This is a genomic window from Amycolatopsis endophytica (genome assembly GCF_013410405.1).
GTDB classification, from domain to species: Bacteria; Actinomycetota; Actinomycetes; order Mycobacteriales; family Pseudonocardiaceae; genus Amycolatopsis_E; species Amycolatopsis_E endophytica.
Genome location: NZ_JACCFK010000001.1, coordinates 1,344,634 through 1,362,495, shown reverse-complemented (window position 1 = coordinate 1,362,495; position 17,862 = coordinate 1,344,634). Strand labels below are relative to the sequence as shown.

The window sequence follows — 17,862 nt, the reverse complement described above, 5'->3', positions numbered from 1 at the left end:
GGTACCGCCCGGTGGGGAAGCCGAGCGGCACGACACGTGTCGAAGGGCACGGTGACGTATGCCGTCGAACAACAAGGACGTGCCCGCCGTAGGGCAGGTCCAGTTCCTGACGGTCGCCGAGGTGGCCACGCTGATGCGGGTCTCCAAGATGACCGTCTACCGGCTCGTGCACTCGGGCGAGCTACCGGCCGTTCGCGTCGGCAAGTCGTTCCGGGTGCCCGAGAAGGCCGTACACGAGTATTTGGAGAGCGCCTACTTCGACGTGGGGTAGGCGCTGAGCGGCGGAGCCGTTGCTCTTTCCACCCGAGCAGCTCGCACCGCCACTCGCACCGCTACGCAGGTCTCCTCCGAACAAGTGTTAGGCCGGGGGCCTGCGTCTGTGCGTGGGCCTGCCCGGTAACCTTAAGGGCCGCTCGTGCCTGTAGCGCTTCAACTCTTTGGACGTTGCGCTGGGCAGCGTGTGAAGAAGACGAACCGTGAAGGAGCACCTGTGGGCTCGGTGATCAAGAAGCGCCGCAAGCGCATGTCGAAGAAGAAGCACCGCAAGCTGCTGCGCCGGACGCGGATGCAGCGTCGCAAGCAGGGCAAGTAAGCCTGCGCCGAATGCTCTCGTCGTGGCCCGTCCGGATCTCCGGGCGGGCCACGTGCGTTTCGCCGATCAGTGACCAAAGTCCCTGACCTGGGTTAATAGCGTGTTAGGCCTCCTGACGCGGGCCCGGTTGCGAGGTAGCATCGGCGACTGCCGCGAACACCACATCCCGCACCCTTGTCAGGGGGATTCATGGCGTCCACTGTCGTGCTGGTCACCGGGGTCGGCGGCGAACTCGGAGGCAGACTGCTGGTACGGCTGGGCAACCACCCGGATCTCGAACGCGTCATCGGCGTCGACACCGCCCCGCCGTCCCGCACGGTGCTGCGGCGGCTCGGGCACGCCGAGTTCGTCCGGGCCGACATCCGCAACCCGTTGATCGCCAAGGTCATCGACTCCGCCGGGGTGGACACCGTCGTGCACTGCTCGACCACCGTGCACCCCGCCGGGCCGGCGCGCCGGACGGCGATCAAGGAGGTCAACGTCATCGGCACGATGCGCCTGCTCGCCGCCTGCCAGCGCGCTCCGAAGGTGCGCAAGCTCGTCGTGAAGTCCACCGCCGCGGTGTACGGCGCCGGGCCCCGCTCGCAGGCGGTCTTCACCGAGGACTCGGAACTCATCCCGGCCTCCTCCAGCGGCTACGCGAAGGACGCCGTCGAGATGGAGGGCTACGTACGTGGTCTGGCGCGCCGCCGCCCGGACATGACCATCACCACCGCGCGGTTCACCAACGTCATCGGGCCCGACGTGGACACCGTGCTGGCGCGCTACTTCGCGCTCCCCGTCGTGCCGACCGTGCTCGGTTACGACGCCCGGATGCAGCTGCTGCACTCTTCGGACGCGCTGGCGGTCCTGGAAAAGGCGACACTGGAAGACAAACCGGGTGTGTTCAACGTCGGCGGGGACGGGGTACTGACGTTGTCGCAGGCGATCCGGCGCGCGGGCCGGGTCGAGCTGCCGGTGCCGCGGACGATGGTGGGGTCGGCGGCGAAGGTGCTGCGTGGCGCGAGGGTGGACTTCTCGCACGACCAGGTGCGCCTGCTCAACTACGGGCGGGTCGTGGACACGACCAGGCTGATCGACGTGTTCGGCTACCGGCCGCGGTGGTCCAGCGAGGCGGCTTTCGACGACTACGTCACCGGGCGCGGGCTGCGGCCCGTGCTCGACGGTGACCACCTGGCCGGTGCGGCGGGCAAGGTGCTGGCGGCCCTCCGATGACCAGTGAGCGGAAAGCGGGGCAAGACCAGTGACGACCAGCAGCGCGGAAGCGCAGGTCATCCCCCTGCGCGCACCCGGCCGCGAGAAGCCGGCGGACGCGGCATCGCGTCCCGGCGAAACCCCGGCCGACGCACCCGTCGTCGCGTTCCCGGCGAAGAGCGCGGCACCCGAGGAGGTGCCCACCCCGGCGGCGGATCCCGATCCGGTGTCGCGGCTGCTCGGGTTCCTGCGGCACCGGCTGACCGGCGACTACGACGTCGACGAGTTCGGCTTCGACCGGGAGCTGACCGAGACGCTCGTGCTGCCGCCACTGCGGGTGCTGTACGAGAAGTACTTCCGGGTCACCGCGCACGGGGTGGCGAACCTGCCGGCCGAGGGTGGTGGGCTGATCGTGTGCAACCACTCCGGCACGCTGCCGCTCGACGCGGTGATGACGGCGGTCGCGGTGCACGACGAGACACCGGACCGCCGGCACCTGCGGATGCTGGGCGCCGACCTGGTGTTCCAGACGCCGCTGCTCGGCGCGCTGGCCCGCAAGACGGGGCAGACGCTGGCCTGCGCGGCCGACGCCGAGCGGCTGCTGCGCTCGGGCGAACTGGTGGGTGTGTGGCCGGAGGGGTTCAAGGGCATCGGCAAGCCGTTCGGGTCCCGGTACCGGCTACAGCGGTTCGGCCGCGGGGGTTTCGTGTCGGCGGCGCTGCGGACGCGGGTGCCGATCATCCCGTGCTCGATCGTCGGCGCGGAGGAGATCTATCCGAAGATCGGTGACCTGAAGCCGCTGGCCCGGCTGCTGGGCCTGCCGTACTTCCCGGTGACGCCGTTCTTCCCGCTGCTCGGGCCGCTGGGCGCGATCCCGCTGCCGACGAAGTGGCACATCGAGTTCGGTGAGCCGATCACGACCGACTCCTACAGCGACGACGACCTCGACGACCCGATGCTGGTGTTCTCGCTGACCGACCAGGTGCGCGAGTCGATCCAGACGGCGCTGTACCGGCGGCTGGCGCACCGGCGGAGCCCGTTCCGGGACTGACGTTCCCCGGTGCCGCATCGGGCGAGCGGGCTCAGCGGCGGCGGTAGGCCATTCCGGCGGCCACGGCGCCGGCCACCGCGCCCGCGCCGAGCACCGACGGGACGCCGATCTTGGCCGCCTTGCGGCCGGTGCGGAAGTCGCGGATCTCCCAGCCGCGGGCGCGGGCGATCTCGCGCAGGCCGGCGTCCGGGTTGACCGCCACCGCGGTGCCGCACACGGACAGCATCGGGATGTCGTTGGACGAGTCCGAGTACGCCGTGCAGCGCCGGAGGTTCAGGCCCTCCCGCGCGGCCAGCGCACGTACCGCGTGTGCCTTCGCGCGGCCGTGCAGCATGTCGCCGACCAACCGTCCCGTGTAGACGCCGTCCACGTGCTCCGCGACCGTGCCCAGCGCGCCCGTCAGGCCGAGCCGCCGGGAGATGATCGCCGCCAGTTCGACCGGCGTCGCCGTCACCAGCCAGACCCGCTGGCCCGCGTTGAGGTGCATTTCGGCCAGCGCGCGGGTGCCCGACCAGATCTTGTCGGCCATCAGCTCGTCGTAGATCTCCTCGCCGACCTGGTTCATCTCGGCGACCGTCTTGCCGGCGACGAACGACAGCGCCTGCTCGCGGCTGGACTGCACGCCGCTGTGCGATTCGCGCCCGCCGACCCGGAACTTGATCTGCTGCCAGGCGAACCCGGCCAGGTCGGAGGTGGTGAAGTACTTGCGCGCGGCCAGGCCGCGGGCGAAGTGGAAGATCGACGCGCCCATCATCATGGTGTTGTCGACGTCGAAGAACGCGGCGGCGGTCAGGTCCGGAGGGGCCGGCGGCTGGTCGAGCTGCGACTCCATGGCCACGGCGGCATCGGCGGACGCCTCGCCCGCCATCTCGGCGAGCCGCTCGCGTTCCGGGCCGTCACCCCTGCTGCGCCACACGCACACCGCCTCCTGCACTTGTGCCTGGGGTCAGCGTAGCGAGGGCGCCACGCATCCGGATCAGCCGATCCCCACCCGCCGCGGCCCCGATCTGGTTCCCTCCGGGCCCTGACCGCCGGGTCGCGGTCAGGGCTGGCGAGCCTGCCCGTGGGTTACTGTTCGTGGTGTTCCGGTCACAGCGTTGCGGTCACGGGTAGTCTGGGCGGCGGTGGTGCGCCACCCCGGACGAGCCGTCGTACCCGGCACGACAAGACGACGCGGAACAGTGGTCCTCGTCGTCGGAGGTTCGTGGTCGTGGCTTGGCTCGTGCTCATCGTTTCCGGTTTTCTCGAAACCGCGTGGGCGGCGGCGCTCAACGCCGCCCGCGGTTTCACCCGCCCGGTCCCGAGTGTGTTGTTCGTCGTCGCGCTGGTCGCCAGCATGGCCGGGTTGTCCTACGCCATGCGCACGATCCCGATCGGCACCGGCTACGCGGTGTGGGTCGCGATCGGCGCGGTCGGCACCGCCGTCTACGGGATGATCGCGCTCGGCGAGCCCGCCACCGTGGCGCGGTTGCTGTGCCTGGGGCTGATCGTGGCCGGGGTGGTCGGCTTGAAGGTGCTGCACTGACTCCTCAGCCGATGCCCAGTCCGGGCAGTCCGGGGATCAGGGGCGGGATCGAGATCAGCGGCGGCGGCGAGGGCGTGGGGACGGTCGAGGGCGGCGGCATGGCCGGTGCGCTGATCGGTGGCTGCTGGGCCGTCGGGCTCGTCGAGGTGCTCGACGGCAGTGGCCCGGTCGGCAGGGGCACGACCGGCGCGGCGCTCTCGCGCTGGGTCGGGGTGGTCGCGATCTCGACCGGTGCCGGGGATTCGCTGCTCACGGGTGGTTCCGCCGCCGGGTCTGGCGTGGTTCCGGGCAGGGCGTCGGGCACCGTGCAGTCGCCGCTCGCGGGAACGGCCCCGAGGTCGTCGGAGTCGCCGGTGGTGATGCGGTAGCAGGACAGGCGCGTCGACAGCGTCAGCGCCCGCTCGTCGATGCGTTTCAGCAGTGCGCCTGCCTGTTCGAACCCGGTCCGCGCCCCGCTCGGCACGTCGAAACCGATGAGTTTCGCGTTCTGCTCGCGCGCCCAGGTCCGCAGCTGGCCGAACCTGCCGGTGTCGCCCTGGACGCCGGCCACGGTCAGCTGCGCGGTACCGGTCTTCGCCTCCGCCACGAACGCCGACAACGATGTCAGGAACGCGTTCGTGTCCGGGGAGTCCATCGCGGCCAGCTCGTCGAGCCGGTTCGACGCGAACCGCAGGTGCTTCTCGCCGCGTGCCGCCTCGTCGAAGGTGAACTGCAGCTCGGCGGACTCGCCCGCCCGCTTCATGCCGTAGAGCGGATCGCCGGGCAGCGAGCCCCGGGAGAGCACCAGCCCGACCCCGCCGGTGAAGACGATCAACGCGGCCGCGGCCGCCAGCAGCGTCGCGACCGCGCGACGGCGGCGGCCCGGCCCGGTCTCCAGCTTCCGCTCGATGTCCCGGTGGATCCGGGCCCTGGTGTCCCCGTCCGGTTCGACGGCGCGGCCCAGGTCGCGCAGGCCGGAGATGACCTCCAGCTCACGCGCCGTCCACCGGGGTTGTTCCACAACTGCTGCAACGACGCAAACAGTCCGGTTGTTACGGGTTCAGCGCCACCCGTCCGGCAACAGCTGTGCGAGCTTGCGCACGGCGCGGTGCTGGAGTGCCTTGATCGCGCCCTCGTTGCGCCGCATGATCTGCGCCGTCTCGGCCAGTGACAGGCCCTGGACGAACCGCAGGACGATGCATTCCCGCTGGTCCTCACCCAGTCCGGAGATCGCGGTGAGCAGGGCGGTGCGGGTCGCGCTGGTGACCGCCTGCTGTTCCGGGCCCGCGTCGGGTCCGGACTGGCCGGTGAAGGGTGCCGTACCGGAGTCGGCGACCTGGTCGGTGACGACTTCGAGCTTGTACCGGCTCGACTTGAGGTGGTCGAGCACGATGTTGCGGGCGATGGTGACGAACCAGGCGCCGACGTCGCGGCCCTGGTAGCTGACCGAAGAGATCCGGCGCAGTGCCCGCAGGAACGTCTCGCTGGTGATGTCCTCGGCGAGTTCGCGGTCGGTGAGGCGGAAGTACACGTAGCGGTAGACGACGTCCACGTACTGGTCGTAGAGCGTCCCGAAGGCGGCGGTGTCGCCCTGCTGGGCGGCGCGGACCAGGGCCCACGGCCCCGCCTGCTCGTCCGGCACCGCGTCCGCGCGGGCGACCGTGCCGACGTGCAGGCCCGCTGGACGGGCGGCAAGCCAGTTGGTCACGGCGACTCCTCTGTCCGACCCCGAGTGATCAGCACCACTACGACGCGAGAAGCAGCATACGTGTAGTTACCCGGAAGTAGGTAGTGGTGGGGGTCTCGGAAGAGCGACGATCACCGAAGGCCCCCACACCGGGTGAGCTGATGCCACACTGCTCTCATGAACACGGGCAACCTCGCCGACCTGCTCTCCGGCGCCGCGCAGCGGTGGCCGGGCTCGGTCGCGGTGATCGACACCGCGGCCGGTCTCAGCCTGACCTGGGCGCAACTCGACGCGGCGGCGAGCGGTCTCGCGGCGCGTCTGGCCGTCCAGGGCGTCGAGCCCGGAGACCGCGTGGCGTTGCGGCTGCCCACCTCGGCGGACTTCGCGGTCGCGTTGTTCGGTGTCACCCGGTGCGGAGCGGTTGCCACGCCGGTCTCACCGCTGGCCCCGCGCGCCGAATTGGAGACCGTGCTGACGCACAGCGGCGCGCGGCTGGTGATCAGCCGCGACCCCGAGGACGGGACGCCGGACGCGCCGGTGCTGCGCCCGGAAATCGGACCGGGGGAGACTTTCACCGCACTCGGCGGTGGCGAGGACACCGCGGTGCTGTCCTACACCTCGGGCACGACCGGTCCGCCGCGCGGCGTGATGCTGTCCCACCGCGCGCTGCTGGCCAACCTCGACCAGCTGGGCAAGCTCGACCCGGCGCCGGTCGGACATCCGGACCGGGTCCTGATCGCGATTCCCCTGTTCCACGTCTACGGCCTCGGGCCGGGCCTGCTGCTGACCACCGCGGTGGGCGCGACGGCCGTGCTCGCGGAGCGGTTCGACGCGCGCCAGGCGCTGCGGGCGTGCACCGAGCACCGGGTCACGGTGATCGGCGGCGTGCCCGCGATGTACGGCGAACTGGCCGCGCTCGACCGCGACGAGCTGGGCGAGGGCCTGGCCACCGTGCGCCTGCTCACCTCGGGCGCCGCGCCGCTGCACCCGAAGGTGCTGGCCGCGATCCGGGAGAAGACCGGGCTGGGCGTCTTCGAGGGCTACGGGTTGACCGAGACCGCGCCGGTGGTGACGTCCACGCTGGTCACCGGCTATCCGAAGCCGGGGTCGACCGGTCGGCCGCTGCCCGGCGTGGAGGTGCGGCTGGTCGGGCCGGACGGGTCCGGTGAGCCGGTGCCGCTCGACCCGGACGATCCGGAGGACGTGTTCGAGGAGGACGGCGACGGCACCGGCCTGGTCGCGATCCGCGGCGCGAACCTGTTCTCCGGCTACTGGCCGGACGGCGCGCACGGGCCGGACGCCGAGGGCTGGTTCCGCACCGGCGACGTCGGCTTCCTGGACAGCGACGGTGATCTGCACCTGGTCGACCGCGCCAACGACCTGGTGATCGTCAACGGCTTCAACGTGTACCCGCACGAGGTCGAGGAGGTCATCGGGCAGCTGCCGGAGGTGGCCGAGGTCGCCGTGGTCGGGGTGCTGGACGAGCGCAGCGGCGAGGGGGTCAAGGCCGTCGTCGTGCCCTCGCCCGGGGCGTCGCTGTCCGAGCAGCAGGTGGTCGAGCACTGCGAGTCCCGCCTGGCGGGCTACAAGGTGCCGCACACGGTCGAGTTCGCCGGGAAGCTGCCGCATTCGCCGACCGGCAAGCTGCGGCGCGTCCGGTTGCGGGGATGATTCCCGTCATGGCCCACGAAGTGACCGTGATGACCCGCCAGGGCTGCTCGTCCTGTGCGCAGGCGGAGCGCGACGTCGAGCGGATCTGCGGTGAACTGGACGTGCCGTGGCGCGCCGAGGACGTCGATGGCGACCCGGAGCTGCGCGCCGAGTACGGCGACCGGGTGCCGGTGATCCTCGTCGACGGCGCCGAGCACGGGTACTGGAAGGTCGAGGAGGACCGGCTCCGCGCCGCGCTGGCGTAAGCGATCGGTAACCCCCCGGGACGCCCGGCCGGGCCAGACTGGTGGGGTGAGCACGAACCTCGCCGACGCCCCACCCGAGACGCCACGGCTGTCCGCGCCCGTCGCCGGGCTGATCGGGGTGATTTCGCTGGTCGCGGCGCTCGGCGCGGGACACCTGGTGGCCGGCTTCGTCGGCACGAACGCGTCGCCGTTCTTCGCCGTGGGCAACGCGGCGATCGACGTGACGCCGGGCTGGCTCAAGGACTTCGCGGTCCGCGCGTTCGGCACCGCGGACAAGGCCGTGCTGCTGGCGGGGATGGCCGTGGTGGCGGTGGCGCTCGCGGTGGGCGCCGGGCTGGCCTCACGCCGACGTCCCGCGCCCGGCCTGGTGTTCGTCGGCGTGGTCGGCGTGCTCGGTGTGGTCGCGGTGTTCACCAGGCCGGACCTGGGGCAGGTCGCGGTTCTCGCGCCGGTGGTCAGCCTGGCCTCCGGGCTCGCGGTGTTCGCGTGGCTGCACCGCAGCGCGCTCGACGGGCAGTACTCGTCGACGGCCCGCCGGAACTTCCTGATCGCGGTGGCCGGGGCGGGTGTCGCCGGGGTCGCCGGGCAGCTGATCGGCACGAGCAAGGACGCCGAGGGCTCGCGCGCGGCGGTCGGACGGCTGGTGCCAGCCCGGACCGCGCCACCGGTCCCGGCGGGCGCGGATTTCGCGAAGTTCGGCACCCCGTCCTTCTTCACGCCCAACGCGGACTTCTACCGGATCGACACCGCGTTCGTGGTGCCGCAGGTGCGCACCGAGGACTGGTCGCTGCGGATCCACGGCATGGTGGACCGCGAGGTCATCTACTCGTGGTCCGACATCCGGGACCGGCCGCTGGTGGAACGGATCGTGACGCTGTGCTGCGTGTCCAACCCGGTCGGCGGCCCCTACATCTCCACCGCGCGGTTCGTCGGCGTCGACCTCGCCGACCTGCTGGACGAGGCCGGCGTTCGGACCGGCGCCCAGCAGGTGTTCTCCACCAGCGAGGACGGCTGGACCGCGGGCACGCCGCTGTCCGCGATGACCGACCGGAGCGTCGGCGCGATGCTCGCGATCGGCATGAACGGCGAACCGCTGCCGATCGAGCACGGGTTCCCGGCGCGGCTGGTCGTGCCAGGGCTCTACGGCTACGTCTCGGCGACGAAGTGGGTGCGCGACCTGGAGGTCACCACCTGGGACGCCCGGACGCCGTACTGGCTGCAGCGCGGCTGGTCCGAGCAGGCACCGATCAAGACCGAGTCCCGGATCGACGCGCCGAGCGGCACGGTGCCCGCCGGGCAGGTGCGGGTCGCCGGGATCGCCTGGGCGCAGCACACCGGGATCGACCGCGTCGAGGTCAGCATCGACGACGGCCCGTGGGTGCCCGCGGAGCTGTCGACCGAGGTGACGGTCGACGCGTGGCGCATGTGGTGGGCCGACGTGACGGCCGGGCCGGGCAGCCACCTGGTCAAGGTGCGGGCGACGGACCGCAGCGGCTACACCCAGACCGACCAGCGGGCCGACGTCGTACCCGACGGTGCGACGGGCTGGCACACCATCAGCTTCACCGCCCGGTAGCCAGGGCACGGGCGTGCGTGACGACCTCGGTCAGTTCCCGTGGCAGGTCGCGGGCGTCGAGGTGGCGGCGCACGGCCGCCCGGTTCGCCGCGAGCAGCGGGACGGGGCCGCCGGTGAGCAGGTCCGCGATCCGCGGCACCTCGCCGGGGTCGAGCACGGTGAGACCGAGCGCGCGGATCTCGTCCAGGACGGGGTAGGGCCCGGCGACGACGAGCCGTCCCGCCGCCGCGGCTTCGGTGACCGGCAGTCCCCAGCCCTCCCAGGTCGAGGGCAGCACGACGAGGTCGGCGGCGGCGTAGAGGTCCGCCGGGTCGGCGACGCGGCCACGCACCAGCCCCGGTGCGTGCCGCAGCGCCTCGGCCACCGGCCCGTTCGCCGGGCTGTCGTCGGTGAGCCAGTGGCGCACTGGGTTGTCCAGCTTGGCGGCCAGTTCGCGGGTGAACCGCACGGCGCCGGGGATGTTCTTGTTCAGCCCTTCGACGCGCGCGGGGTGGACGACGAGCGTGTCCCGCGCGCCGGCGCCGAGGCGCGCCCGGGTCCCGTCGCGGTCGCCGCGGGCGAGGCCGTCGACGTCGATGCGGTTGTGCAACACGCGCAGCGCGCCCGCCCGAGCAAGCGCGGGGTGGCGCTCGGTGAACTCGCGCGCGGTGCGGTGATTGATCAGCACGTGCAGGTGGGCCGGGTGGTGCAGGGGCACGACGTGCTCGTCGACGGGCCGCAGCGCGGTGCCCTGCCACGCCGGGTCGTGGTGCCGCAGCACGGTCGGGATCCCGGCGGCGAGCGCGTGCTCCTGCCAGGCCAGCGACGCCTCCGGCGCGCTCCACAGCGATCCGGCGTTGTCGAGGACCAACAGATCGTGGGTACGGCAGAGGGTGCGGATCGTGTCGTGGTCCACAGCGGGCGGATCACCGCCGGGACGGTCGGCCCACAGGCCGCGCACCACGACGTCGCCGGGCTCGTGGTCGACGAAGTGACCGGCAGCGCGGGTCACCTGCGCGCCGAGCGCCCGGAACGCGGAGATCCACTTGGCCGCCTCCACGCTGACGCCGTCGAACCCGCCGAGGCGATGCGACACCAGGCACACGCGCACGCACGACCCCCAGCCGGTTTTCCTGGATCTACCCCGCCAGTCGATCACAGCCGGTCAAGGGGAGCCCGGGAATGTGTGTTGGGTCATGCGGTTGACCAGCCACTTTGTGCCTGCGTTCACAAGTGGCTACCGTATTGCCGGTACCCCTCGGATGGCCGTGCATCGAACCCGACTTCACGGCCCGGGTCAAGAGGGAATTCGCGAACGTCGGACGAGGAGACCAGCGTGGTGTCACAGCGTGACCGGCGAAACGGTTCGGCCGTCGCCCGGAAGCTGTCCACCCCCGATGCCGACAACGCCCCCACCGCGGAGATGCCCGCGGTCACCGAGAACGGTGGCGAGGAGGCCAGGGTCCGCTCGATCCCGGAGGCCGCCGTCGCCCGTCTCGCCGTCTACCTGCGCGTGCTGTCGGCGATGTCCGAGCAGGGCGCGACCACCGTGGCCAGCGAGGAGCTGGCCACGGCGGCCGGGGTGAACTCCGCGAAGCTGCGCAAGGACCTCTCCTACCTCGGCTCCTACGGCACGCGTGGCGTCGGTTACGAGGTGGCCGTCCTGGTGGCCCAGCTCGAACGCATTCTGGGACTTACGCGACAACACAAGGTCGCGGTGGTGGGAATCGGTAACCTCGGACATGCGTTGGCCAACTACGGAGGTTTTCCCGGCCGGGGGTTCCCGGTCGAGGCGCTGTTCGACATCGACCCCGACCTGATCGGCGTGCCGGTCGGCGGGATCCCGGTCTCGCACCTCAACGACATCCCCGAGGTGTGCTCGGAGCGGGGCATCTCGATCGGGGTCATCGCCACGCCGCCGCCCGCGGCGCAGACGGTCGCCGACCGTCTGGTCCAGGGCGGCGTGCAGTGCGTTCTGAACTTCGCGCCGGTGGTACTCCAGGTGCCCGACCATGTCGAGGTGCGCAAGGTCGACCTGGCCGTGGAGCTGCAGATCCTGTCGTTCCACGTGGCCCGGCGAGCGGAGAACGTGGGTAACGGAATGGTGGTGCGGTAAGTGAGTGTCCTGGCCGTCGGGCTGTCGTACCGCACCGCCGACCTGCGAACGCTGGAGAAGGTCGCGGTGCCCGCGACCGAGCTGGACAAGGTGCTGCACGAGCTGCAGCAGTCCACGCACGTGAACGAGGTCATGGTCGTCTCGACCTGCAACCGCATCGAGGTCTACGCGGTGGTCGAGGCGTTCCACGGTGGTCTCGCCGACGTGTCCGAGGTGCTGGCTCGCCAGTCCGGCTGCGCGGCCGCGGACCTCTACGACAACCTGTACGTGCACTACGCCGGTGCCGCCGTCGAGCACATCTTCTCCGTCGCCTCCGGCCTGGACTCGATGGTCGTGGGCGAGACCCAGATCCTCGGCCAGATCCGCAACTACTACGCGGCGGCGCGCGAGGCCGGCACGGTCGGCCGCACGCTGCACGAGCTGATCCAGACGACCCTGCGCGTCGGCAAGCGCGTGCACACCGAGACCGGGCTGGACCACCTCGGCGCGTCCGTGGTGTCGGAGGCCCTCGGCGAAGCGCCCGACCTGGCAGGCAAGCACGCGGTGATCGTCGGCGCCGGCTCGATGGGCGCGCTGTCCGCGAGCCAGCTGCGCAAGGGCGGCATCGGCCGGATCACGGTGGTGAACCGGACGCAGGCCAACGCCGAACGGCTCGCGGCCAACGTGACCGAGCAGGGCGTGCCCGCCGTCGCGGCCGGGATGGACGAGCTGACCGCCCGCCTGACCGACGCCGACGTGGTGGTTGCCTGCACGGGCGCCCAGGACGTCGTGGTCACCCCCGAGCACCTGCTCGCGCGCGGCGGGCGGCCCGTGGTCGTGTGCGACCTCGGCCTGCCGCGCGACGTCCACCCCGACGTGGACACCCTGCCCGGCGTGCGCCTGGTCGACCTGGAGACCGTCCGCAAGCGGATGGACTCGCTCGGATCGGCGGGCAGCGCCAGGCAGATCGCCCGTGCCAACGGCATCGTGCTGGACGAGGTGCGCGAGTACCTCGCCAACCAGCGCAGCGCCGCGGTCACCCCGACCGTCACCGCGCTGCGCAAGCGGGCCGCCGAGGTCGTCGACGCCGAGATGCTGCGGCTGGACCACCGGCTGCCCGGCCTCGACGCCGAGGTCCGCGACGAAGTCAACCGGACCGTGCGCCGGGTGGTGGACAAGCTGCTGCACGCGCCGACGGTGCGGGTGAAGCAGCTCGCCGCGGAAACCCAGGGCACGGACTACGCCAACGCGCTGCGGGAGCTGTTCGAGCTGGACCCGGCCTCGCCCGCCGTGGTCGCCAGCCCCACTTCCCAGTCCAGGACAGACGGTGAAAGCCAGTGACGAGAACCATCCGGATCGGGACGAGGGCCAGCGCGCTCGCCCTGGCGCAGACCGAGATCATCGCCGACGCCCTGCGCAAGGCCGGTGAGCAGGTGGAGGTCGTGCACGTCTCCACCGCGGGCGACCGGGACAAGAAGACGCCGGTCACCGAGCTCGGCGTCGGGGTGTACACCTCGGCGCTGCGTGAGGCCCTGCTGACCAAGCAGGTCGACGTCGCCGTGCACTCGTACAAGGACCTGCCGACCGCCCCCGAGCGGGGCATCGTGCTGGCCGCCGTGCCCCGGCGGGAGGACCCGCGGGACGCGCTGATCGCCCGCGACGGTCTGACGCTGGGTGAGCTGCCGCCGGGTTCGAAGGTGGGCACCGGCGCCGCGCGCCGCGTGGCGCAGCTGCGCGCGCTCGGCCTCGGCCTGGAGATCGTGCCGATCCGCGGCAACATCGGCACCCGCATGCGGAAGGTCTTCGACGGCGAGCTCGACGGCGTCGTGCTGGCGCGCGCGGGTCTCGTCCGCACCGGGCAGGCCGAGAAGATCACTGAGACACTGGACCCGATCCAGATGCTGCCCGCACCCGCGCAGGGTGCGCTGGCGGCGGAGTGCCGCGTCGACGACGTGGACATCGAACACCTTCTTCGGTCCATTGTGGACGACGAAGCGACACGGGCCGCGGTGACGGCGGAGCGGGCCATGCTGGCCGCGCTCGAAGCCGGCTGCAGCGCGCCCGTCGGCGCACTCGCCGAGGTGGTGGAAGATCTCGACGCGGACGGCTCGGTCATCGAGAGCGTGTCGTTGCGCGGGGTCGCCGCCGCCGGACTCGACGAGGAGTCCGTGCAGCTGCTGCGCGCCTCGGCGGTCGCCGGCAAGAGCGAAGCGGAGCAACTCGGCCGCGCACTGGCCGCGGAGCTGCTCGACCTCGGAGCCGGCGCGCTGTCCGGCCCGGGCCGCGAATCACGGTGAAACAGTTCCTCGAACGGTTCGGCGCGTTCGCGCCGACTCATAGGAGAAAGACACGATGACCCCCGCGCGGACAACCGCTGGGCGCGTCGCCTTCGTGGGCTCCGGCCCCGGCGACGCCGGACTGCTGACCGTACGTGCCCAGGAGCTCCTGGCCAAGGCCGAGGTCGTGGTGACCGATCCGGACGTGCCCGCCGGAGTGCTCGCGGGCGCCAGTGCGGACGCCGAGGTGCGGCCCGCCGTCGGTGAGCCCGCCGAGGTCGCCAAGGACCTCGCCAACGAGGCCAAGGGCGGGCGGCTGGTGCTGCGCCTGTCCAGCGGCGACCCGCTGACCAGCGCGGCCGCCGTGGCCGAGGTGCAGGCCGTGGCGAAGACCAGCGCGGTCTTCGAGGTCGTGCCGGGCATCGCCCCGGGTTCGGCCGTGCCCGCCTACGCCGGCATCGCGCTCGGCGGCAGCTACACCGACGTCGACGTCCGCGGTGACGTGGACTGGGTGAAGGTCGCCTCGGCGCCGGGCCCGATCGTGCTGCACGCGACGTCGGCCCAGCTGGCCGAGGCCGCGGGCGCGCTGACCGAGCACGGTCTGGCGGGCACCACCCCGGTCGCGGTCACCGCGAACGGCACCATCAACACGCAGCGCACGGTCGACACCACGCTGGCGAGCCTGTCGCAGGACGCCGGTGAGCTGGTCGGCCCGCTCGTGGTGACCATCGGCGAGCAGGCCGGGCAGCGCTCGAAGCTGTCCTGGTGGGAGTCGCGCGCCCTCTACGGCTGGAAGGTCCTGGTGCCGCGCACCAAGGAGCAGGCCGGGGAGATGGCCGAGCGGCTGCGCAGCCACGGCGCCACCTCGCACGAGGTTCCGACGATCTCCGTCGAGCCGCCCCGCAGCCCCGCGCAGATGGAGCGCGCGGTCAAGGGCCTGGTCGACGGCCGTTACCAGTGGATCGTGTTCACCTCGGCCAACGCGGTGCGCGCGGTGTGGGAGAAGTTCGAGGAGTTCGGCCTCGACGCCCGCGCGTTCTCCGGCGTGAAGATCGCCTGCGTCGGTGAGGCCACCGCGGAGCGCGTGCGTGCCTTCGGGATCAACCCGGAGATGGTCCCGCAGGGCGAGCAGTCCAGCGAGGGCCTGCTGGCCGAGTTCCCGCCCTACGACGACATCCTGGACCCGGTGAACCGCGTCCTGCTGCCGCGCGCGGACATCGCCACCGAGACGTTGTCGGCCGGGCTCGTCGAGCGCGGCTGGGAGGTCGACGACGTGACGGCCTACCGGACCGTGCGGGCCGCGCCGCCGCCGGCCGAGACCCGCGAGATGATCAAGACCGGCGGGTTCGACGCGGTGTGCTTCACCTCGTCCTCGACCGTGCGGAACCTGGTCGGCATCGCGGGCAAGCCGCACACCCGCACGCTGGTCGCGTGCATCGGGCCGAAGACCGCGGAGACCGCCGTGGAGTTCGGTCTGCGGGTGGACGTCCAGCCCGAGGTGGCCGACGTGCCGCACCTGGTGGACGCGCTCGCCGCGCACGCCGCCAAGCTGCGCGCGGAGGGCGCCCTGCCGCCGCCGCGCAAGGCGAAGCGCACCCGCCGTTCTTCCTGATCTTCCCTGCTCAGGGCCGTCTGTGAGATGTCACGGGCGGCCCTGAGCCGTGTCCGGGGCCGGAGTACCGTCGAGGGGGTGTTCCCCGAGCATCGTCCCCGCCGGTTGCGCACCACCCCGGCCATGCGCCGCCTGGTCAGCGAGACCACCCTCCGGCCGCGTCAGCTGATCCTGCCCCTGTTCGTCGCCGAGGGCGCCACCGCGCCGCGGCCGATTTCGAGCATGCCGGGGGTCGTCCAGCACACCCGTGACACGCTGCGCAAGGCGGCCGTCGAGGCGGTGCGGGCCGGTGTCGGCGGGCTGATGCTGTTCGGCATCCCCGCGGAGCGCGACGCCACCGGTTCCGGCGCGATCGACGAGAACGGCATCCTCAACGTCGCCCTCCGCGATCTGCGGTCCGAGCTGGGTGACTCGACCGTCCTGATGGCCGACACCTGCCTGGACGAGTTCACCGACCACGGTCACTGCGGTGTCCTCGACGACCGCGGCGCGGTCGACAACGACGCGACGCTGGAGCTGTACGCGCGGATGGCGGTCGCCCAGGTCGCGGCCGGGGCGCACGTGGTCGGGCCGAGCGGCATGATGGACGGTCAGGTCGGCGTGATCCGCAGGGCGCTCGACGGGGCCGGTCACACCGATGCCGCCATCCTGGCCTACTCGGCGAAGTACGCGAGCGCGTTCTACGGCCCGTTCCGCGAGGCGGTGGATTCCCAGCTCAAGGGCGACCGCAAGAGCTACCAGCAGGACCCGGGCAACGCGCGCGAAGCGCTGCGTGAGATCGAGCTGGACCTCGAAGAGGGCGCTGACGCGATCATGATCAAGCCGGCGCTGTCCTACCTGGACATTCTCCGTCAGGCGGCTGACGCGTCCCCGGTGCCGGTCGCGGCCTACAACATCTCGGGTGAGTACGCGATGGTCGAGGCCGCCGCGGCGAACGGCTGGCTCGACCGCGAGCGCACGATCCTCGAAGTGCTGACCTCGATCCGGCGCGCGGGCGCGGACATGATCCTCACCTACTGGGCCACCGAGGCCGCCGCCTGGCTCGACTGAGCCCCGGAGGCGGGGACCAGTAGTCTCTACCGGGTGACCGCAGGGAACGAATCGGACGACGAGCGCCGCGCCAAGGGCCTGCCCCCGGCGCCGAGCCTGCCGGATGACGAGACCGAACCGCGTCCCCCGGCGCCGAAACCGGTGCAGGTGTCCTTCTGGCTGTGGGTCGTCAGCGGGGTCCTCTTCGTCATCGCCTACCTCGTGGTGTTCCTCACCCGCCAGGTGGTGATCGACCGGCTCATCGAGGCGAACACCAACCCCGACGTGACGCCGGACAAGATCTCCTCCGGCACCACGGTGCTGTTCGCGATGCTGCTGGTCGGCTCCGTGTCGTTCGCCGTGTTCTACATCCTGTTCGCGTGGAAGGCCCGCCAGGGCACCCGCTCGGCGCGCACGGTGCTGACCGTGCTGGCGATCATCACCCTGCTGTTCCAGTTCCTGCTGCAGGCCTACACCGGGTTCACGCTCATCGCGACGTTGCTCGCCCTCGCCGCGCTGGCGCTGCTCTACATCCCGTCCGTGCAGGGGTTCTTCCCGAAGGTCGGCCGCCGGTAGCCGTGGCCGGGTTCATCGAGCGCGGCGCGAGCTGGTCGGCACTGGCCTACGGGCCCGGCTTCGCCGTGCTCGGCTACCTCGCCGAACTGCTCACCGGCACCACCCACGCCATCGCCTGGGTCATCGTCGGCCTCGGGCTGGCCACGATCACCGCGCCGTGGGTCTACGCGCGGCGCCGCTTCCTGACCGTCCAGGTCACCGATGACGAGCTGTGGCAGGGCCGCGAACGGCTGCCGCTCGACCAGATCGCCGAGGTCGACGACGTCGGCGCGCCCACCGGCGCGCGCGTGCTCGGCGGCGGCTGGACGGTGCCCGGCAAGTACGACACGCTGCCCGTCCGCCTCACCGACGACACGGTGGTGCTCGCCTGGGCGAAGGACGCCGGTGCGCTGCGGACCGCGCTGCATGAGAGGCTGGTCACGTGAACGAGCGGCGTGAACAGGCCAGGTTGCACCAGCCCTGGCGCGCACTGGTCGCGCTGGCCGAGCTGGTGCTGGCCGCCGTGGCCGTCTGGGCCGCGTTCCGGTTGTGGGACTCCGGCGTCCACACGATGACGGTGACCCTCACCGACGGCACGGTCCTGACCAGCACGCGCTGGATCGGCAGCTGGCTGGCGGGGGCGATCGGCGTCGGCACGGTCGCCGCGGTACTCGTGGTCGACGCCGTGCGCGAGGTCCTGCTGGCGGTCCGCGTCCGGCGCCGCCGCAAGGCCCGCGACGAGGATGACTTCGGCTACTTCGCCGGACACCTGAACCAGGCCTGACGAGTCCTTTGC

Annotated in this window: 20 protein-coding genes and 1 riboswitch; of the genes, 16 read left to right on the top strand and 4 right to left on the bottom strand. The window is 71.9% G+C overall.

The features are described 5' to 3' along the window. Positions 1 to 58: 58 nt before the first annotated feature. The 4 genes from HNR02_RS06730 (at position 59) to HNR02_RS06715 (ending at position 2,837) form a co-directional block, all read left to right on the top strand. Entirely contained in the window at positions 59 to 271 is a 213-nt protein-coding gene (locus tag HNR02_RS06730; protein WP_179772322.1) for a helix-turn-helix domain-containing protein, read from the top strand. 219 nt (positions 272 to 490) lie between these two features. Further along, positions 491 to 592: a 30S ribosomal protein bS22 gene (locus tag HNR02_RS06725; RefSeq protein WP_017986394.1), complete on the top strand. Its 102-nt coding sequence runs from the start codon at positions 491 to 493 to the stop codon at positions 590 to 592. Between the two features lie 189 nt (positions 593 to 781). Next, complete coding sequence (locus HNR02_RS06720; protein ID WP_179772321.1) at positions 782 to 1,807, top strand: NAD-dependent epimerase/dehydratase family protein; 1,026 nt, start codon at positions 782 to 784, stop codon at positions 1,805 to 1,807. Between the two features lie 28 nt (positions 1,808 to 1,835). Beyond that, entirely contained in the window at positions 1,836 to 2,837 is a 1,002-nt protein-coding gene (locus tag HNR02_RS06715; RefSeq protein ID WP_179772320.1) for a lysophospholipid acyltransferase family protein, read from the top strand. 31 nt (positions 2,838 to 2,868) lie between these two features. Here the strand turns inward: HNR02_RS06715 and HNR02_RS06710 are convergent, their stop codons facing one another. Beyond that, positions 2,869 to 3,705, bottom strand: a complete 837-nt coding sequence (locus HNR02_RS06710; RefSeq protein ID WP_218903584.1) for an HAD family hydrolase — start codon at positions 3,703 to 3,705, stop codon at positions 2,869 to 2,871. Positions 3,706 to 3,955: 250 nt separating this feature from the next. Then, positions 3,956 to 4,015: riboswitch (guanidine-III (ykkC-III) riboswitch) on the top strand. Positions 4,016 to 4,047: 32 nt separating this feature from the next. Here HNR02_RS06710 and HNR02_RS06705 point away from each other — a divergent pair. Next, positions 4,048 to 4,362 carry a DMT family transporter gene (locus tag HNR02_RS06705; RefSeq protein ID WP_179772318.1) on the top strand — a complete coding sequence of 105 codons (315 nt, stop codon included), beginning with the start codon at positions 4,048 to 4,050 and terminating at the stop codon, positions 4,360 to 4,362. 4 nt (positions 4,363 to 4,366) lie between these two features. Here the strand turns inward: HNR02_RS06705 and HNR02_RS06700 are convergent, their stop codons facing one another. Further along, entirely contained in the window at positions 4,367 to 5,362 is a 996-nt protein-coding gene (locus tag HNR02_RS06700; protein ID WP_179772317.1) for a DUF5667 domain-containing protein, read from the bottom strand. Positions 5,363 to 5,401: 39 nt separating this feature from the next. Then, positions 5,402 to 6,049 carry a sigma-70 family RNA polymerase sigma factor gene (locus tag HNR02_RS06695; RefSeq protein WP_179772316.1) on the bottom strand — a complete coding sequence of 216 codons (648 nt, stop codon included), beginning with the start codon at positions 6,047 to 6,049 and terminating at the stop codon, positions 5,402 to 5,404. Positions 6,050 to 6,205: 156 nt separating this feature from the next. Between HNR02_RS06695 and HNR02_RS06690 the strand changes: the two genes are divergently transcribed. From HNR02_RS06690 to HNR02_RS06680, 3 genes are read left to right on the top strand one after another with little or no spacing between them, the layout of a single operon-like run. Beyond that, positions 6,206 to 7,699, top strand: a complete 1,494-nt coding sequence (locus HNR02_RS06690) for an AMP-binding protein (protein ID WP_179772315.1) — start codon at positions 6,206 to 6,208, stop codon at positions 7,697 to 7,699. Positions 7,700 to 7,707: 8 nt separating this feature from the next. Next, positions 7,708 to 7,944 (top strand): glutaredoxin family protein, encoded by a 237-nt coding sequence (locus HNR02_RS06685; RefSeq protein WP_179772314.1) that lies wholly within the window; start codon positions 7,708 to 7,710, stop codon positions 7,942 to 7,944. Between the two features lie 46 nt (positions 7,945 to 7,990). Next, a complete protein-coding gene (locus HNR02_RS06680; protein ID WP_179772313.1) occupies positions 7,991 to 9,520 on the top strand; it encodes a molybdopterin-dependent oxidoreductase in 1,530 nt (509 codons plus the stop codon). On the opposite strand, the gene HNR02_RS36430 is transcribed toward HNR02_RS06680, so the two are convergent. Next, a complete protein-coding gene (locus HNR02_RS36430) occupies positions 9,507 to 10,595 on the bottom strand; it encodes a glycosyltransferase (RefSeq protein WP_312860924.1) in 1,089 nt (362 codons plus the stop codon). The genes HNR02_RS06680 and HNR02_RS36430 overlap by 14 nt on opposite strands. 240 nt (positions 10,596 to 10,835) lie before the next feature. On the opposite strand from HNR02_RS36430, the gene HNR02_RS06670 reads away from it, so the two are divergent. From HNR02_RS06670 to HNR02_RS06635, 8 genes are all read left to right on the top strand, one after another. Further along, the gene (locus HNR02_RS06670; RefSeq protein ID WP_179772312.1) at positions 10,836 to 11,615 is read left to right on the top strand and encodes a redox-sensing transcriptional repressor Rex; all 780 of its coding nucleotides are present in this window, start codon (positions 10,836 to 10,838) and stop codon (positions 11,613 to 11,615) included. Further along, complete coding sequence (locus HNR02_RS06665; RefSeq protein ID WP_179772311.1) at positions 11,616 to 12,935, top strand: glutamyl-tRNA reductase; 1,320 nt, start codon at positions 11,616 to 11,618, stop codon at positions 12,933 to 12,935. It begins immediately after the preceding gene. After that, positions 12,932 to 13,891, top strand: a complete 960-nt coding sequence (gene hemC / locus HNR02_RS06660; protein WP_179772310.1) for a hydroxymethylbilane synthase — start codon at positions 12,932 to 12,934, stop codon at positions 13,889 to 13,891. The genes HNR02_RS06665 and hemC overlap by 4 nt, the downstream gene beginning before the upstream one ends. 55 nt (positions 13,892 to 13,946) lie before the next feature. Next, a complete protein-coding gene (locus HNR02_RS06655) occupies positions 13,947 to 15,482 on the top strand; it encodes a bifunctional uroporphyrinogen-III C-methyltransferase/uroporphyrinogen-III synthase (RefSeq protein ID WP_179772309.1) in 1,536 nt (511 codons plus the stop codon). Between the two features lie 78 nt (positions 15,483 to 15,560). Beyond that, positions 15,561 to 16,532 (top strand): porphobilinogen synthase, encoded by a 972-nt coding sequence (hemB, locus tag HNR02_RS06650; RefSeq protein ID WP_179772308.1) that lies wholly within the window; start codon positions 15,561 to 15,563, stop codon positions 16,530 to 16,532. Between the two features lie 33 nt (positions 16,533 to 16,565). Then, positions 16,566 to 17,087, top strand: a complete 522-nt coding sequence (locus tag HNR02_RS06645; protein ID WP_179772307.1) for a hypothetical protein — start codon at positions 16,566 to 16,568, stop codon at positions 17,085 to 17,087. Positions 17,088 to 17,089: 2 nt separating this feature from the next. Continuing rightward, positions 17,090 to 17,512: a transport-regulating membrane protein Mce1N gene (mce1N, locus tag HNR02_RS06640; RefSeq protein WP_179772306.1), complete on the top strand. Its 423-nt coding sequence runs from the start codon at positions 17,090 to 17,092 to the stop codon at positions 17,510 to 17,512. Continuing rightward, positions 17,509 to 17,850 (top strand): hypothetical protein, encoded by a 342-nt coding sequence (locus tag HNR02_RS06635; protein WP_179772305.1) that lies wholly within the window; start codon positions 17,509 to 17,511, stop codon positions 17,848 to 17,850. The genes mce1N and HNR02_RS06635 overlap by 4 nt, the downstream gene beginning before the upstream one ends. The last annotated feature ends 12 nt before the right edge of the window (positions 17,851 to 17,862 follow it).